This is a genomic window from Streptomyces sp. TP-A0356 (genome assembly GCF_001417775.1).
Taxonomy (GTDB): domain Bacteria; phylum Actinomycetota; class Actinomycetes; order Streptomycetales; family Streptomycetaceae; genus Streptomyces.
In genome coordinates, this window is sequence record NZ_BBZJ01000016.1 from 460683 (window position 1) to 476771 (window position 16089).

Consider the following 16089-nt stretch of genomic DNA (forward strand, 5'->3'; position numbering starts at 1 on the left):
AGCCGGCCGCTGCTGTGCGGGGTCACGGTGGATGATGCCCCGACAGGACGATCGATAACGTCCCGCCGCGCGGCCGTCGCCCGCTACGCTGGGAGCGCGGCATCTCCGGGCACATTCACAAGGCATGAGGCAACATGCAATTTCACGGTGCAACCAGCTCGTGAAAAACGCCGACGAGAATCGGCCGACCGCTACGCGTGAGTATTCCGAGGTCGCGGTCACGGCACCGGCACAGTACCGGGACGAATCCCGCTCATCGCCGACCGAATATCCCCTTGTTCGTCATACGCGGGACGACTAGACGAAACACTGCATGAACACCCGTCGTATAAACTTTGCGGACGGGGCAGAGAATTGGCGCACGCGGTCCTGAGCCCTGTCGCCACAGCGCCGCCATTCGCCCGGGCACCATCCCCCGCCCCTCTGACCCCGAGAGCTGACAGCGCCGTCCGCCCGCCCAGCCCCACCACGCCCTCGCTTCACCGTGCCTGTCGAATGAGAGGCGACCCACCATGCACCTGCAGGTCCCCCCGGCTCCCGCGCCCGCTCTCCGCTCCGTCCTCACGGCACTCGGTTCCCCCACCGCGGTCCGCGAGGCTCCCACCCCGTCCCTGCGTACGGCCCAGGGACCCGTGACACCCGAACTGCCGCTGCCGGTCCATGTGCTGGACCGGATCACCCCGGCGGGTGGCTGGGCCACCCGGCTCGCCGGGTGGCGATTCCTCATCCGCTGCGGCGACCGCGCCGTCGCCGCGGCGGACACCATGCTGACCCCCGACGGCTGGGCCTTCTCGCGCTTCTTCGAGGGCCCCTACGTCGCCGCCACCGAGCGCGCCGTGCAGCAGGCGGAGACCATGACGGAGTCCTACCAGGCCCGGCTGCTGTCCGTACCCGAGCTGTACATGCTCACCCTGTGGCTGCACGGCGACACCACCGCCGACGGCGCGACGGGCGATCCGGCCGCGACCGACCTGCTGGTACCGCTCGCGCCCGCTCCGCCCGGCATCGCGGCCCACCGGCCGCACCGCGTCGCGGACCTCCTCCCGGTGCTCACCCTCCGGCTGACCCGGGCCCCGCTGCTGGGCTCACCCGCGTAGCGTCCGCCTCGACGTGCCCCGCGGCCGAAGAAGGCCGCGGGGCACGTCGTATGTCAGGGTCACCGAACACTCCCACCCTGTCGCTCATTCGTGTCATATCACGCTCGTACGAGGGACAATGCGCTGGTCGGGCCACCTGGACTAGCCCCTTCCGGCCACTGCGAACCACCCGAAGTGACCGGGGAGTCGAGGTGAACCGTCCGCGCGGGTGATGCGTCATCAACCTGTAAGAAGCGGTGCTGCGAAATCGCTGCGGATTGACGCCCGTAGGGCAACACTGGGTTCACAGACCGACGTATCACCGACGGGGGGGAGCGGCCATGGGTCACATCACGAGCCGCGGGACAGACGCACCAGCCAACTCACACACGACAGAGCGAAAGATCCCATCCACCATGTGCCAGCACCAGCCTCCGTGTCCGACAGCCGAATCCGCCGACCGGGAGTCCGCCCGTCTGATGGCGCACCATCCGGAGCAGGGGTGGAGCCTGCTGTGCAACGGCGTTCTGCTCTTCGAGGACACGGGTGAGCTTCTGCCCGACGGCCAGATCATCGCGCCGCACCGCCCTCTGGGCACCGACCACGTGATGACGGCCGCCTGAGCCGGGCACACCAGGGCACGCGCTGCCCTGAGATACGAGGGGCCGGCCCGGAGACATACGCTCCGAACCGGCCCCGACGCGTGTCCGAGGGTGATTACTCCTCGTAAGCGTCCAGCGGCGGGCAGGAACAGACCAGGTTCCTGTCACCGAAGGCCTGGTCGATGCGGCGCACCGGCGGCCAGTACTTGTCGGCGGCCGAGACGCCCGCCGGGAAGACGGCCTCCTCGCGGGTGTACGCGTGCTTCCACTCCCCGCCCAGTGCCGCGGCGGTGTGCGGCGCGTTGCGCAGCGGGTTGTCGTCGGCGGGCCACTCACCGGAGCCCACCTTCTCGATCTCCCCGCGAATGGCGATCATCGCCTCGCAGAACCGGTCGAGCTCGGTCAGGTCCTCGGACTCGGTCGGCTCGATCATCAGCGTGCCGGCCACCGGGAACGACATCGTCGGCGCGTGGAAGCCGTAGTCGATCAGCCGCTTGGCGATGTCGTCGACGCTGACGCCGGTCGCCCTGCTCAGCGGCCGCAGATCGATGATGCACTCGTGTGCGACCAGGCCGCCCGGGCCGGTGTAGAGCACCGGGTAGTGGGGCTCCAGACGCTTGGCGATGTAGTTGGCGGACAGCACCGCAACCTGCGTGGCACGGGTGAGACCCGCACCGCCCATGAGCCGTACGTACGCCCACGAGATCGGCAGGATGCCCGCGGAGCCCCACGGGGCGGCGGAGATCGGGCCCACGCCCGTCGCCGGACCGGCCGCGGGCTGCAGCGGGTGGTTGGGCAGATACGGCGCCAGGTGCGCGCGCACGCCCACCGGGCCGACGCCCGGACCGCCGCCGCCATGCGGGATGCAGAACGTCTTGTGCAGGTTCAGGTGCGAGACGTCGCCGCCGAAGTGGCCGGGCTTGGCGAGGCCGACCAGCGCGTTGAGGTTGGCTCCGTCCACGTACACCTGGCCGCCGGCCTCGTGCACGGCGGCGCAGATGTCCGCCACGTGCTCCTCGAACACACCGTGCGTCGACGGGTACGTGATCATCAGCACCGACAGTTCGTCGCGGTACTGCTCGATCTTCGCCCGCAGGTCCTCGACGTCGATCTCGCCGTCCGCGGCGGTCTTCACCACGACGACCTTCATACCGGCCATGACCGCGCTCGCGGCGTTGGTGCCGTGCGCGGAGGACGGGATGAGGCAGACGGTGCGCCGCTCGTCGCCGTTGGCACGGTGGTAGCCGCGCACGGCGAGCAGACCGGCGAGCTCGCCCTGCGAACCGGCGTTGGGCTGGAGGGAGACCTTGTCGTAACCGGTGACCTCGGCGAGCCGCTCCTCCAGCTCGCGGATGAGCGTGAGGTAGCCCTGCACCTGCTCGGCGGGCGCGAAGGGGTGCAACTGCCCGAACTCGGGCCAGGTGACCGGCTCCATCTCCGTGGTCGCGTTGAGCTTCATGGTGCAGGAGCCCAGCGGGATCATGCCGCGATCGAGCGCGTAGTCCCGGTCGGCCAGCCGGCGCAGGTAGCGCAGCATCGCGGTCTCGGAGCGGTGCTGGTGGAAGACCGGGTGCGTGAGGTAGTCGTCGGTGCGCAGCAGTGCCTGCGGGAGCGCGTCCTCGGTGCTCGCGGCCAGCGCCTCGACATCGGCCTCGACGCCGAAGGCCCCCCACACGGCCTCCAGTTGGGCCCGCTTGGTCGTCTCGTCGCAGGCGATCGACAGATGGTCGCCGTCGACGAGACGCAGGTTGACCCCGCGTTCGCGGGCGGCCGCGACGACCGCGTCGGCACGGCCGGGCACCCGCGCGGTGAGCGTGTCGAAGTAGGCGCCGTGGACGACCTCGACCCCGCCCGCCGTGAGGCCCTCGGCGAGGATCGCGGCATAGCGGTGGGTACGCCGCGCGATGGTCCGCAGCCCCTCCGGCCCGTGGTGAACGGCGTACATCCCCGCCATCACCGCCAGCAGCACCTGGGCGGTGCAGATGTTGCTCGTCGCCTTCTCACGGCGGATGTGCTGCTCACGGGTCTGCAGGGCGAGCCGGTAGGCCTTGTTCCCGTCGGCGTCGATCGAGACGCCCACGAGCCGGCCGGGCAGGCTGCGGGCGAACTTCTCGTGCACGGCCATGTATCCGGCGTGTGGCCCGCCGAAGCCCATCGGCACGCCGAAGCGCTGGGTCGTACCGACCGCGATGTCCGCACCGAGCTCGCCCGGCGAGGTCAGCAGGGTCAGCGCGAGCAGGTCGGCGGCTACGGTGACGAGCGCGCCCAGCCCGTGGGCCTGCTCGATGACCGGCCGGATGTCGCGTACGGCACCGGAGGCGCCCGGGTACTGGATCAGCACGCCGTTGATCTCGCGCCCGGCGATCTCGGCGGGGATGCCGTCGCCGAGATCGGCGACGACGACCTCGACACCGGTCGGTTCGGCGCGGGTCCGGATCACCGCGATGGTCTGCGGCAGCGCGTCCGCGTCGACCAGGAACAGGCCCTTCTTGTTCTTGCCCATGCGCCGGGACAGCGCCATCGCCTCGGCGGCGGCCGTGCCCTCGTCGAGCAGGGAGGCACCGGAGGTAGGCAGGCCGGTGAGGTCGGCGACCATGGTCTGGAAGTTGAGCAGGGCTTCGAGGCGGCCCTGCGAGATCTCCGGCTGGTAGGGCGTGTACGCGGTGTACCAGGCCGGGTTCTCCATCACGTTCCGCAGGATCACCGGGGGCGTGAAGGTCCCGTAGTACCCAAGGCCGATCATGGAGTCGAGCACCTGGTTGCGGTCGGCGAGAGAGCGCAGTTCGGCCAGCACCTCGGCCTCGGTGCGCGCGCCCGGCAGGTCCAGGGCGTCGGCGTTCTTGATCACGTCCGGCACCGCGGCGGCCGTGAGCTCGTCGAGGGAACCGTAGCCGACCTGCGCGAGCATCTTGGCCCGCGCCTCCTGGTCGGGGCCGATGTGGCGCTGCTCGAAAGGCGTCCCTCGTTCGAGCTCGGAGAGCGGAATGCGATGGGCGGTCATTGCGGAGGCCTCCTGGTCTGGCGCGACCTTCGAGGGGCACCACGGCGCGGGTACCCCGACGGCCTCCCCCTCTGTCATCTCGACCTGAGAGCTTCACCGGCCCGCCCGAGGGCGCTCCGGCTTTCACCGTCGGTGAGAGCGGGCGCCGTCGACACCCGCCCTGCTTTCCAGAGTGACCTCGTCCGTGCGGTACGTGGGCCTGAGAGATTCCGGGGAGGATTTGCTCCTTCGGCGCCTCCGGATCACTCCGGAGGACTCTCCCGCACGGGGTCAACAGCCGCTTGCCACACTACCAGCGGGGACAACGCGGGGAGCTTCGAGTGGCCGCCATCACGAATGTGCTCTTTCGTAGTGCTTACGAATGGGTTGCGACCAGTTGGAGGGACCGTGCAGACCGATATCGATCCGCGGAATCTGATCGGCCGCAAGGCGTTCGACCGCAATGGAGCCAAGATCGGCACGATCGACGAGGTGTACCTCGACGACGCGACCGGTGTGCCGGAGTGGGCGGCCATACGCACGGGTCTGTTCGGCAGGGACGCGTTCGTCCCTTTGGAGCCCAGTGAGCTGGTGGAGGGCGCGCTCAGAGTCCCCTTCGACCGCGCCCTGATCAAGGACGCCCCCGACTTCGGCGTCGGACGGCATCTCTCACCCGAGCAGGAGCTGCAGCTCTACCACCACTACGGCCTCGATGTGGCGGCCCCGCGCCCCACGCCACCCGACCGTGATTTCGGGCGTCTCGCGGGTTCCGACGGGACCTGAGCGGCGGTCCGTCAGGCCGGGGCCCCGCTCTGTGCCGCCGGCGGCCCCGCGGCCTCGGGTCTTCGTGCCACCAGCGGCAGCGGGTCCGCAGGCTCCAGCCGGAGGTCGTCGGTGCGGAAGGTACGGACGCGCCCCGGCTCGGAGTCGGGCGTCTCGAACCGCACGGTGACCCGGCCCAGCCCGCTGCCCTGCACCCAGCCGTGCCCGTACTCGGCGTGCCGGACGTCCTGTCCGGCACGCCAGACGTGCCCCGTCGGCGGCGCGGGCTCCTCCTCGGCGGGCTCGTTGGCCGTCTCACCCTCCGGATGCTGCTCCGCCGCGGCCTCCCCGGCGGCCAGGTGTGCCTGGGCGAACAGGTCCTCCTGGGTGTAGTCGGCGAGCCCGCTGACGCCGACGCCCAGCAGCCGGACCCCGCCCGTCGTGTCCACGGACTCCAGCAGCCGCGCGGCCGCCTCCCGCACCACCGCGAGGTCGTCCGTGGGCCCGCGCAGGGTCTCGGAGCGGGTGAGTGTCGAGAAGTCGTACCGCCGTACCTTGAGCACGATGGTCCGCCCCGACAGCCCGGCCTCCCGCAGCCTGCGCACACACCGGTCCGCGAGCCGCTGCACCTCCAGGCCGACCCGCAGGCGGTCGTGGATGTCGATGTCGTAGGTGTCCTCGACCGAGACGGACTTGGTCTCCCGCTCGGCCACCACGGGCCGCTCGTCGTGCGCCAGCGCCATCGCGTACAGCGCGTGCCCATGGGCCTTGCCCAGCAGCCGGACCAGCTCGTCCTCACCCGCCTCGGCGATCTCGTCGACCGTGGTGATCCCGGCCCGCCGCAGGTGGTCCCCGGTGGCCGGGCCGACCCCCGGCAGCGTGCGTACGGACATCGGTCCGAGCAGCGCGCGCTCGGTGCCCGGCCGTATCAGCACCAGGCCGTCCGGCTTGGCCTGCTCGGAGGCGATCTTGGCGACCATCTTGGAGGCGGCGAGCCCCACCGAGCCCGTCAGTCCGGTGACGGCCCTGATGTCCGCGCGCAGCTTCACGCCCGTCAGCCGCGCCGACTCCTCGTCCCAGGCGGTTCCCCCGGCCTCCAGGTCGACGAACGCCTCGTCCAGGCTCAACGGCTCCACCAGCGGCGACAGCGCCCGCAGCAGCCCCATCACCTGCTCGCTGATCTCCCGGTAGAACCCGAAGCGCGGGACCAGATACGCGGCGTGCGGCGCGAGGCGGCGTGCCTGGGCCATCGGCATCGCCGAGTGCACCCCGAAGACCCGCGCCTCGTACGAGGCCGTCGCCACCACTCCGCGCGGCCCGAGCCCACCCACGATGACGGCCTTCCCGCGCAGGCTCGGCTTGGATGCCTGCTCCGCCGAGGCGTAGAAGGCATCCATGTCGAGATGCAGGATCGTGGGCGCGGCTCTCACATCTCCGATGCTGCCCTACGCCACTGACAATGCGGCCGGGACCCGGCGGCGCGTCTCAGACGGCCCGGTCGCGCCGCCGCGCCAGCTCGTCCGCCGGGTTGTGGCCGACGATGGTCTCGCCCGTGTCGACGCGCTCCCCGTGCAACTGTGACAGCGCGTTCTCCACGTCCCGCCACACGACGCCCACGGCGATGCCGAAGATGCCCTGCCCGCCCTGGAGCAGCGCGTGGACCTCGTCCGGCGACGTGCACTCGTAGACCGTCGCGCCGTCGCTCATCAGCGTCATCCGCTCCAGGTCGCGGAAACCTCGCTCCCTGAGGTGCTGGACGGCGGCCCGGATGTTCTGCAGCGACACACCGGTGTCGAGGAAACGTTTGACGATCTTCAGGACGACGACGTCCCGAAAGCTGTACAGCCGCTGTGTTCCCGACCCGTAGGCGGGGCGCACGCTCGGTTCGACGAGGCCTGTCCTGGCCCAGTAGTCCAGCTGCCGGTAGGTGATGCCCGCGGCGGCGCACGCCGTGGGACCGCGGTAGCCGACGTGCTCGAAGGCCGCCCCTCCGTCGCCCGGCAGCGCTGTCGGCCGCTGAGGGGCGGAGCCGGCCGTGTTGCCGTGAAGCGGGTACGGGCCGCTCTCCCCCAGACTGCGTCCGGGAGCACCCCCAGCCGTACCGCCGCCGCTGCTACTCACGCCGACCTCCGTCCTTGAACTGCCTTCTCGACGGTAGGCAGTCACCAGGGGTGCGTCAACGATCGCCACACTCGGCACGCCGAGTGATAATCACCCTAGGAGTGGTTTCCCGTGCCCTCCCGTGGGGAAAGGCTAGCCGAATGCTCCAGCGGCGGATCGCGGGATGAGCGCAGTTCCTGCACACTTGCCGCGGCACGCGGCGCGACCGTCCACGGGAATCCTCCGAGGCCGCGGGCGTGGGCTGTGGAAGGGCGCACCGGTCGACCGTCCTCACGCCGGGCAACGCCGAGTCATCTTCGCAGACCCCCTGGGCATCTACTCCCCGGGGTACCACCGGAACCGCCTGGTCACCCCGCTGTGCGGCGTTCCACCGTCCCTGGGCCCGCGTCGAACCTCGGAGGCGTGGCCCGCAGCCGCAGGCCCCGGCATGCACGTACCAGAGCCCCCGGGACGATGCCCATCGGCCCTACCCGCGGCGGGCACCGGTCATTGGCTGCTCGTCCCGAAGTCCTCCGGGGAGATCTGGTCGAGGAACTCCCGGAACTTCTCGACCTCGTCCTCCTGCTCGTCCGGAATCGCGATGCCCGCGTCGTCGAGCACCCCGTCGCTTCCGTAGATCGGCGTTCCGGTGCGCAGCGCCAGCGCTATGGCGTCGGACGGGCGGGCGCTCACCTCGACCCCGCTGGCGAAGACCAGCTCCGCGTAGAAGACGCCCTCACGCAGATCCGTGATGCGTACTTCCGTGAGCTCCTGGCCGACGGCCTCCAGCACGTCCTTGAACAGGTCGTGCGTCAGCGGTCGCGCGGGGGCCATGCCCTGCTGGGCGAACGCGATCGCCGTCGCCTCCCCGGGGCCGATCCAGATGGGGAGGTAACGGTCGCCTCCCACTTCACGCAGGAGCACGATCGGTTGGTTGGAGGGCATCTCGACCCGGACACCTACGACATCGAGCTCGTTCACACAGCAACCCTAGGCCGTGCCCGGGACGTTTGGGTAGTCGGGCACGGAACCGCCGGGCGATCAGCCGACCGCGAGCGGCCCCGGTGCGGGCGCCAGCGGCTCGATCCAGCCGTACGCGGCTCAGGGCAGCCGCACGCCCAGGGCTGACTGGACCAGGGCGGCGTGCAGCTTCACCGCGAGCCCAGCCAGCTCCTTCGTGCGGGCCTCGGCATGCGCCCTGGTCTGCGGATTGCGGTGGCGCCGCAGCGGAGCCACCACCTGGTCCACCAGGCCCGCCTCACGGTCTGCGGCAGCCTTCATCACCCGCAGATGGCGCGGCTCGATCCCGTGCCGACCCAGTTCGGCCACCAGAGTGGCCACCGCGACCGCCTCGGCCTCGTACGTCCCGTCCGCCAGCGGTGCGACGAGCCCGTACGACTCCCACTCCGCCAGCTGCTCCGCACAGATCCCGGAGGCCGACAGCAGCTCCTCACGGCCGATCCGCGCGGCCGTGGGGCCCTCGGGCTCCCCCAGGAGGTCCCCGAGCGGCTCCCCGTCACCCGCGTCCCTCGACCGGCCCAGGGACGGCAGGCGCACCTCCTCGCCCCGCTCCAGGGCGTCCAGGTGCTCGCGGATGACCTTGAGCGGCAGATAGTGGTCCCGCTGCATCCTCAGCACCTGGCCGAGCCGCTCGACATCGCGCGCGCTGAACTTGCGATACCCCGACGGGGTGCGCTGCGGCTCGATGAGCCCCTCCGACTCCAGGAAACGGATCTTGGAGACGGTGACCTCGGGGAACTCCTCGCGCAGCACGTTCAGCACCGTGCCGATACTCATCAGCCCGCTGTCCGCGGCGGCGGTGCCGCTGCCGGCACCGCCGCTCGGTGTGTGAAGCATGGACCCTTCCCTGGCGGGTCAGATGCCCCGCTGGCTCGCGTAGAAGACCAGCCTGTACTTGCCGATCTGTACCTCGTCACCGTTGTGCAGGGCGACCTGGTCGATGCGCTCACGGTTGACATACGTGCCGTTGAGGCTGCCGACGTCGGCGACCGTGAACGTGCCGTCCGGACCGCGGCGGAACTCCACGTGGCGGCGAGACACCGTCACATCGTCCAGGAAGATGTCGCTCTGCGGATGACGCCCCGCCGTGGTCAGGTCGCTGTCCAGCAGGAAGCGGCTGCCCGAGTTGGGACCGCGGCGCACCACCAGCAGCGCCGAGCCGAGCGGCAGCGCGTCCACGGCCGCCTGCGCCTCGGGAGAGAGCGCCGGGACCTGCGTCTGGCCGGTGACCTCCGCGTCGTAGGCCTCCAGACCCGAGATCGAGATCGTGGAGGTCGTCTCCGACGCACGCTCCGGAACCGCCCCGGCCCGCAGCGGCGCACCGCAGTTGGAACAGAAGCGGCTGTTCTCCGCGTTGCGGTGACCACACCTCGTACACACCAGGGCCGACATGTCCCCGAAACCTATGGGGCCGGACGCGGCAGGGTCAACAGACGGCGCGCCCTGGCCTCCCGAAATGTCACCACCCGGACCAGCGACCTGGTCCCGGAACAGCGGGCGCTGGCCCTCCACGTCTCCCGGCTGTGCGCGATGACGGGCAGTCGCGTTGGCGCTGCCCTCTCGCGCGCTCTTGCCGAACAACTTCGCAAACAACTTCACGGGCGATTCCCCTTGACCGAAACAGACCCGCCCGTGGGGCAGGACGAACCCTGATTGCATACACCGGCCGACCCGGACATCCTCACAACGTCCGTATCCACCAAACAGTTTCCATCACGCACCACCCATTCGGTGCGCCGACCCCCCGCAACCTCATGCCCCTGCCATACGGCCTCCATGCACCCCCGGTTCACGGGGAGGACGACCGAGCGTAGTCAGGCTGCTTCGCCGCTCGCAAGGCATCCACGACGATCTTGGTCGAAGGCTCCACGGTGACCGTGGCCTGCTCCTTCTCGAGTGTCTGCACCACGCCTCCGGGGATGTTGAGCGCCGGCTCCAGGTCCTGCGGCTTGCCGATGACCTTGAAACGATAGGGCGGGCTGATCTTGTTCCCGTCGACGCTCACACTCTTGCCGGAGTCCGACAGATAGGTGCTGGCGACGACCCGTACGCCGTTCACCTGGATCGCCTCCGCGCCGGCCGCGCGCAGCTCCTGGATCGCGTCGAGCAGCATGTCCGCCTGGACCGTTCCCTTCGTGTCCCCGATGGTCATCGTGATACCGGGTCCCTGTGCGGCGACCGTGCCCGCAAGGATGCCGAGTTGCTTCTCCTTCTCGGCGGTCTGCTTGCGGGCCTCCGCAGCCCGGTTCGAGCTGTTCTCCAACTCGGCCCGTTGATCTTCGAGACCTTGCTTCTCGTCCTGAAGACGCTGCGTACGGCCGTCGAGTTCATCGAGGATGCGCACAAGATCCTCCTGGCGCGCACCGCGCAGGGCGCTGCTGCCGTCGCTGTTGGAGGCGACCTGGACGGCCAGGCCGAAGCCCAGGCCGAACAGCAGGACGGCCACGATCAGTTGGGCCCGGGTGACGCGCGGCGGCCACACACCCTTCACCAGGCGCTGACGGCCGGTCAGGGAAGGCCCCTGATCCTTCTCCTCCGGCGCCCGGGACGGGTCGCCGGCCCCTGCCGGGACCTCCCGCGGCAGCTCCCTGCGCAGCCGGTGCTCGGGGGTCTGGGGCGGTGTGGGCGTCTCGTCCTCGTAGCTCATCGGCCTCACGCCCGGAACACGTGCCGGCGGATCGCGGCGGCGTTGGAGAAGATGCGGATGCCGAGGACGACCACGACACCCGTGGACAGCTGCGCGCCGACGCCCAGCTTGTCGCCCAGGAACACGATCAGCGCCGCCACCACCACGTTCGACAGGAACGACACCACGAAGACCTTGTCGTCGAAGATGCCGTCGAGCATGGCCCGCAGGCCGCCGAAGACGGCGTCGAGCGCCGCCACGACGGCGATCGGAAGGTAAGGCTCGACGACCGCCGGAACCTCGGGCCGGACCAACAGGCCGACCACGACTCCGACGACGAGGCCCAGTACGGCGATCACGATGTGCCCTTCTCTGTGCTCGGTTGTGCTGTGCGTACGATCACACTCGGCGCGGCGGGCAGCTGGACGTCACTCTCGACGGAGATGCCCGTCCGGATCCCGTAGTTCTTCTGCAGCGCGTGCAGGTACAGCCCGTCGGAGCTGTTCTGGAACCTGGTGCTGAGCCTGCCCCCGTCGCCCACCGCGAGCACCGTGTACGGCGGCACCAGCGGCCTGTTGTCGACCAGTATCGCGTCACCCGCGGCCCGGATCGCCGACAGTGCCGTCAGCCGCTGCCCGTTGATCGCGATCGCCTCGGCGCCCGACTCCCACAGCCCGTTGACCACGCGCTGCATGTCGCGGTCGCGGACGCGTCCGGTATCGGAGAAGCCGGAGGCCGCCCGGGGATTGCCGTTGCCGCCCGTGCCGGCTTCCTTCGCGTCGTCGACGACGAGCTTCACCCCCGGGCCTTGCACCGCGACGGCACCCGACAGGATCCCCACCAGGTCGGCCGCCGCGCCCCCGTCCTGCTTCAGGGCCGCGCGCTGCCGGGCGCTCACGTCGGCGCGCAGGGTGTCGACGGTGCCTTCGAGCTTGTCCGCGGCCGCGGTCTCACGCTGGATGCGGTCGATGAGTTCCTGGCGCTCCCTGGCGACCGTGGGCGCGGCCATGCGCGCCTGTGCGGCGCCCACGGTCACCACGAGGGCGGCGAGCACGAGTCCGGCCGCGAGACCGAGCCTGGCCCTCACGGTCCTGGGCATGCCACCGGCGCCCGCGTCCTTCTTCCGGGCGGCGGCCTCGGCGTATCCGTCGTCGAGGCTGTGGTCCATGACGTTGGTGAGCAGCGACATGGAGGCGTCCGGGCGCGAGGGTCGCGTGGCTGTGCTCCGAACGGGGGGCGGCTGCGGCATGCCGCACATCGTCGCACGTCGCGAGCGATACCACCGAATGGCCCCACCGGCGTACCGGACAGGTCCCCTTGGGGACACTTGTCCGGCACGCGCGCGTGGTGTGTGCTACCGACCGGCGCTGTCCACGACCGCCGACCACTCGTCGAGCAGGGCCTGCGCGGAGGCGTCGTCGGGCCCCTCGGCCCACAGATGGGTGACGGCCTCGGCGGGGTCGGGCAGCACCAGCACCCACCGCCCGTCGGCCTCCACGACCCGTACGCCGTCGGTCGTGTCGATGAAGCGGTCCCCGGCCGCCTCCACGACCCGGCGCATCACGAGCCCCTTGACGGCCCAGGGGGTCGCCAGATCGCGCTTGAGCACGTGCGCCCGCGGAATCCGCGCGTCGATCTGGCTGAGGGTGAGCTGTGTCCGCGCCACCAGCCCGATGAGCCGTACGAAGGCGGCCGTGCCGTCGAAGACGCTGCTGAACTCCGGAACGATGAACCCACCACGCCCATCGCCGCCGAAGATGGTCGACTCCTCCCGGCCCACACGGGTGAGGTCGTCGGGCGAGGTGGTCGTCCACTCGACCTGTGTGCCGTGGTACGCCGCCACCTGCTCGGCGATCCTCGTCGTCGTGACCGGCAGCGCCACCTTCCCACTGCGCCGCTCCGCGGCCACCAGGTCGAGCATCACCAGCAGCGCCCGGTCGTCCTCGACGATCCGCCCCTTCTCGTCGACCAGGGACAGCCGCTCGCCGACGGGGTCGAAGCGCACGCCGAAGGCGGCCCGCGACGAGGCGACGATCTCGCCGAGCCGCACGAGCCCCGACCGCCGCGCGTCGGCGCTCTCCGTCGGCCTGGACTCGTCGAGACCGGGATTGATCGTCAGAGAGTCCACGCCCAGCTTGCCGAGAAGGCTGGGCAGGACGAGCCCGGCACTGCCGTTGGAGGCGTCCACGACCACCTTGAGCCCCGACTCGGCGACCCCCGAGGTGTCCACACTGCGCAGCAGCGACCCGGTGTACGAGTCGTAGACGCTGGAGGGGAAGTACAGGTCACCGATCTCGCCGGGGAAGGCCCGGCGGTACTCCTGCCGCGCGAACACCCGGTCCAGCTTCCGCTGACCGGCCTGCGACAGGTCGGCGCCCTGCCCGTCGAAGAACATGATGTCGACGGAGTCCGGCACGCCGGGCGAGGTCCGGATCATGATCCCGCCGGCGCTCCCCCGCGCCGTCTGCTGCCGGGCCACGGGCAGCGGTACGTTCTCCAGGTCGCGTACGTCGATGGCGCTGGCCTGGAGCGCCGAGATGACCGCGCGCTTCAGTGCGCGGGCGCCTCGGGAGTGGTCACGGGCGGTGGTGACCGTGGACCCCTTCTTGAGCGTGGTGGCGTACGCGCCCGCCAGCCGTACCGCCAGCTCGGGCGTGATCTCCACGTTCAGGATCCCGGACACGCCACGGGCACCGAAGAGGTGCGCCTGTCCTCGCGACTCCCAGATCACCGAGGTGTTGACGAAGGCGCCGGCTTCGATGGTCTTGAACGGGTAGACCCGCACATTGCCCTGGACGATCGACTCCTCGCCGATCAGGCATTCGTCGCCGATGACCGCGCCGTCCTCGATCCTGGCCGCGCGCATGATGTCGGTGTTCTTCCCGACCACACAGCCACGCAGATTGCTGTGCTGGCCGATGTACACGTTGTCGTGGACGACGGCCTTGTGGAGAAAGGCGCCGCTCTTCACGACCACATTCGAGCCGATGACGGTGTGTTCACGGATTTCGGCACCGGCCTCGACCTTGGCGTAGTCACCGATGTAGAGCGGACCGCGCAGCACGGCGTCGGGGTGGACCTCCGCGCCCTCCGCCACCCAGACGCCCGGGGAGATCTCGAAGCCGTCGATCTCGACGTCGACCTTGCCTTCCAGGACGTCGGCCTGCGCCTTCACATAGCTCTCGTGGGTGCCCACGTCCTCCCAGTAGCCCTCGGCGACATAGCCGTAGATCGGCTTGCCTTCCTTCATCAGCTGCGGGAAGACATCGCCTGACCAGTCGACCGGAACATCGGGCTCGACGTAGTCGAAGACCTCGGGCTCCATGACATAGATGCCCGTGTTCACGGTGTCGGAGAAGACCTGGCCCCAGGTCGGCTTCTCCAGGAAGCGCTCGACCTTTCCCTCTTCGTCGACGATGGTGATGCCGAATTCCAGCGGATTGGGCACCCGCGTCAGACAGACGGTGACCAGTGCGCCCTTTTCCTTGTGGAAATTGATCAGATCGGTGAGGTCGAAGTCCGTCAGGGCATCACCCGAGATGACGAGGAACGCATCGTCCTTGAGTGCTTCCTCCGCGTTCTTGACACTCCCGGCGGTACCGAGTGGCTTCTCCTCGTTGGCATACGTGAGCTCCATTCCGAGCTCCTCGCCGTCTCCGAAGTAGTTCTTGACCAATGAGGCCAAGAACTGCACGGTGACAACGGTCTCGTTGAGCCCATGCCTTTTCAGCAGCCGTAGCACATGCTCCATGATCGGGCGGTTGACCACCGGCAGGAGCGGCTTGGGCATGCTTGAGGTCATCGGGCGAAGGCGTGTGCCTTCGCCTCCGGCCATCACGACGGCCTTCATGTCGGAAGCGTCCTCCTCCAAGAGACGACGGTCCAGCCGACTTCACCCGTCTAGATTGTCCCGCAGTTTCTCCGCGCGGGCCATCGAGCCACTACGGCCGCCAATCGGCGGGCTCAATCGGCCATGGCGTCCGCCCTGACAAGGCGGCGGACCTGTACCACGTAGAGGACTCCTGCCCACCAATACAGCGTTGTACCCCACCCGGCGAACGCCCATCCGAAAATAGCAGCGAGTGACGCGATCCATCCGCTTCCGTCACTGAGCAGCAGCAGCGGGAAGGCGTACATCAGGTTGAACGTGGCGGCCTTCCCGAGGAAGTTCACCTGGGGCGGCGGATAGCCGTGCCGCCTGAGGACGGCGACCATCACCAGCAGAACCAGCTCCCGCGCCACGAGTACGCCGGTCAGCCAGAGGGGCAGAATCCCGCGCCAGGTGAGACCGACGAGCGTGGACGCGATGTACAGCCGGTCGGCCGCGGGATCGAGGAGCCGGCCGAGGCTGCTGATCTGGTTCCAGCGCCGGGCGAGCTTGCCGTCCAGATAGTCACTGAGGCCGCTCAGCACGAGCACGAGCAGCGCCCAGCCGTCGCTCTTCGGCCCACCGAACTCGGGCCTGAGGATCAGCCACAGGAAGACGGGCACGCCGACGAGACGCGCCATGCTGAGGATGTTCGGGATGGTGAGGACCCGGTCCGTCTGGACACGGGTCTCCTGGACCTCCACCCGGGGCCTCCTGCGGGAACGAGCCAATGATGCCCCCTGACCCTACCCGTAGGCTTCACGCGAGGGTGCGGAGGGGGCGGTACCACCGGGGGGCACCGCGGGAAAACAATGGGAAAACAAAGAGCTCCGATTCTCGGGCGAGATGCCTGAGAACCGGAGCTTCAAAAGGAGTTCGGCGGTGTCCTACTCTCCCACAGGGTCCCCCCTGCAGTACCATCGGCGCTGTAAGGCTTAGCTTCCGGGTTCGGAATGTAACCGGGCGTTTCCCTCACGCTATGACCACCGAAACACTATGAAACTGACAACCCGGCCCGCCCGGACCTCAAATCCGGGCGTGGTTGTTCGTGGTTT

14 protein-coding genes, 1 rRNA gene and 1 riboswitch are annotated in these 16089 nt (G+C 69.6%); of the genes, 3 read left to right on the forward strand and 12 right to left on the reverse strand.

The window, feature by feature from the left end; translation table 11 throughout:
* The first annotated feature begins 512 nt into the window (after positions 1-512).
* A complete protein-coding gene (locus tag ASC56_RS13000) occupies positions 513-1097 on the forward strand; it encodes a hypothetical protein (protein WP_055491470.1) in 585 nt (194 codons plus the stop codon).
* Positions 1098-1492: 395 nt separating this feature from the next.
* A complete protein-coding gene (locus ASC56_RS13005) occupies positions 1493-1699 on the forward strand; it encodes a DUF5999 family protein (RefSeq protein WP_055491471.1) in 207 nt (68 codons plus the stop codon).
* 94 nt (positions 1700-1793) lie between these two features.
* On the opposite strand, the gene gcvP is transcribed toward ASC56_RS13005, so the two are convergent.
* Positions 1794-4679: an aminomethyl-transferring glycine dehydrogenase gene (gene gcvP / locus ASC56_RS13010; RefSeq protein WP_055491472.1), complete on the reverse strand. Its 2886-nt coding sequence runs from the start codon at positions 4677-4679 to the stop codon at positions 1794-1796.
* Between the two features lie 177 nt (positions 4680-4856).
* Positions 4857-4952, reverse strand: a riboswitch (glycine riboswitch).
* A gap of 114 nt (positions 4953-5066) precedes the next feature.
* Here gcvP and ASC56_RS13015 point away from each other — a divergent pair.
* Complete coding sequence (locus ASC56_RS13015) at positions 5067-5441, forward strand: PRC-barrel domain-containing protein (protein ID WP_055491473.1); 375 nt, start codon at positions 5067-5069, stop codon at positions 5439-5441.
* A gap of 11 nt (positions 5442-5452) precedes the next feature.
* Here the strand turns inward: ASC56_RS13015 and ASC56_RS13020 are convergent, their stop codons facing one another.
* The 11 genes from ASC56_RS13020 to rrf form a co-directional block, all read right to left on the reverse strand.
* Positions 5453-6850 carry a DNA polymerase IV gene (locus tag ASC56_RS13020; RefSeq protein ID WP_055491474.1) on the reverse strand — a complete coding sequence of 466 codons (1398 nt, stop codon included), beginning with the start codon at positions 6848-6850 and terminating at the stop codon, positions 5453-5455.
* A 55-nt stretch (positions 6851-6905) separates the two neighbouring features.
* A complete protein-coding gene (locus ASC56_RS13025; RefSeq protein WP_055491475.1) occupies positions 6906-7541 on the reverse strand; it encodes a MerR family transcriptional regulator in 636 nt (211 codons plus the stop codon).
* A gap of 486 nt (positions 7542-8027) precedes the next feature.
* Positions 8028-8501: a bifunctional nuclease family protein gene (locus tag ASC56_RS13030; RefSeq protein WP_004002801.1), complete on the reverse strand. Its 474-nt coding sequence runs from the start codon at positions 8499-8501 to the stop codon at positions 8028-8030.
* Positions 8502-8621: 120 nt separating this feature from the next.
* On the reverse strand, positions 8622-9377 hold the full coding sequence (locus tag ASC56_RS13035) for a MerR family transcriptional regulator (RefSeq protein ID WP_055491476.1): 756 nt from the start codon (positions 9375-9377) through the stop codon (positions 8622-8624).
* 18 nt (positions 9378-9395) lie between these two features.
* Entirely contained in the window at positions 9396-10199 is an 804-nt protein-coding gene (locus tag ASC56_RS13040) for an FHA domain-containing protein (protein WP_079102467.1), read from the reverse strand.
* Positions 10200-10329: 130 nt separating this feature from the next.
* A complete protein-coding gene (locus ASC56_RS13045) occupies positions 10330-11187 on the reverse strand; it encodes a DUF881 domain-containing protein (RefSeq protein ID WP_055491478.1) in 858 nt (285 codons plus the stop codon).
* A 5-nt stretch (positions 11188-11192) separates the two neighbouring features.
* Positions 11193-11525, reverse strand: coding sequence for a small basic family protein (locus ASC56_RS13050; RefSeq protein WP_019708255.1), 333 nt, complete (start codon positions 11523-11525; stop codon positions 11193-11195).
* Positions 11522-12424, reverse strand: coding sequence for a DUF881 domain-containing protein (locus ASC56_RS13055; RefSeq protein WP_107309242.1), 903 nt, complete (start codon positions 12422-12424; stop codon positions 11522-11524). Before ASC56_RS13055 ends, ASC56_RS13050 begins: the two co-directional genes overlap by 4 nt.
* A gap of 96 nt (positions 12425-12520) precedes the next feature.
* Positions 12521-15016, reverse strand: a complete 2496-nt coding sequence (locus tag ASC56_RS13060; RefSeq protein WP_055491480.1) for a mannose-1-phosphate guanyltransferase — start codon at positions 15014-15016, stop codon at positions 12521-12523.
* Positions 15017-15129: 113 nt separating this feature from the next.
* Entirely contained in the window at positions 15130-15738 is a 609-nt protein-coding gene (locus ASC56_RS13065) for a CDP-alcohol phosphatidyltransferase family protein (protein WP_055491481.1), read from the reverse strand.
* A gap of 170 nt (positions 15739-15908) precedes the next feature.
* Positions 15909-16025: ribosomal RNA gene (rrf, locus tag ASC56_RS13070) — 5S ribosomal RNA — on the reverse strand.
* Positions 16026-16089 lie beyond the last annotated feature (64 nt).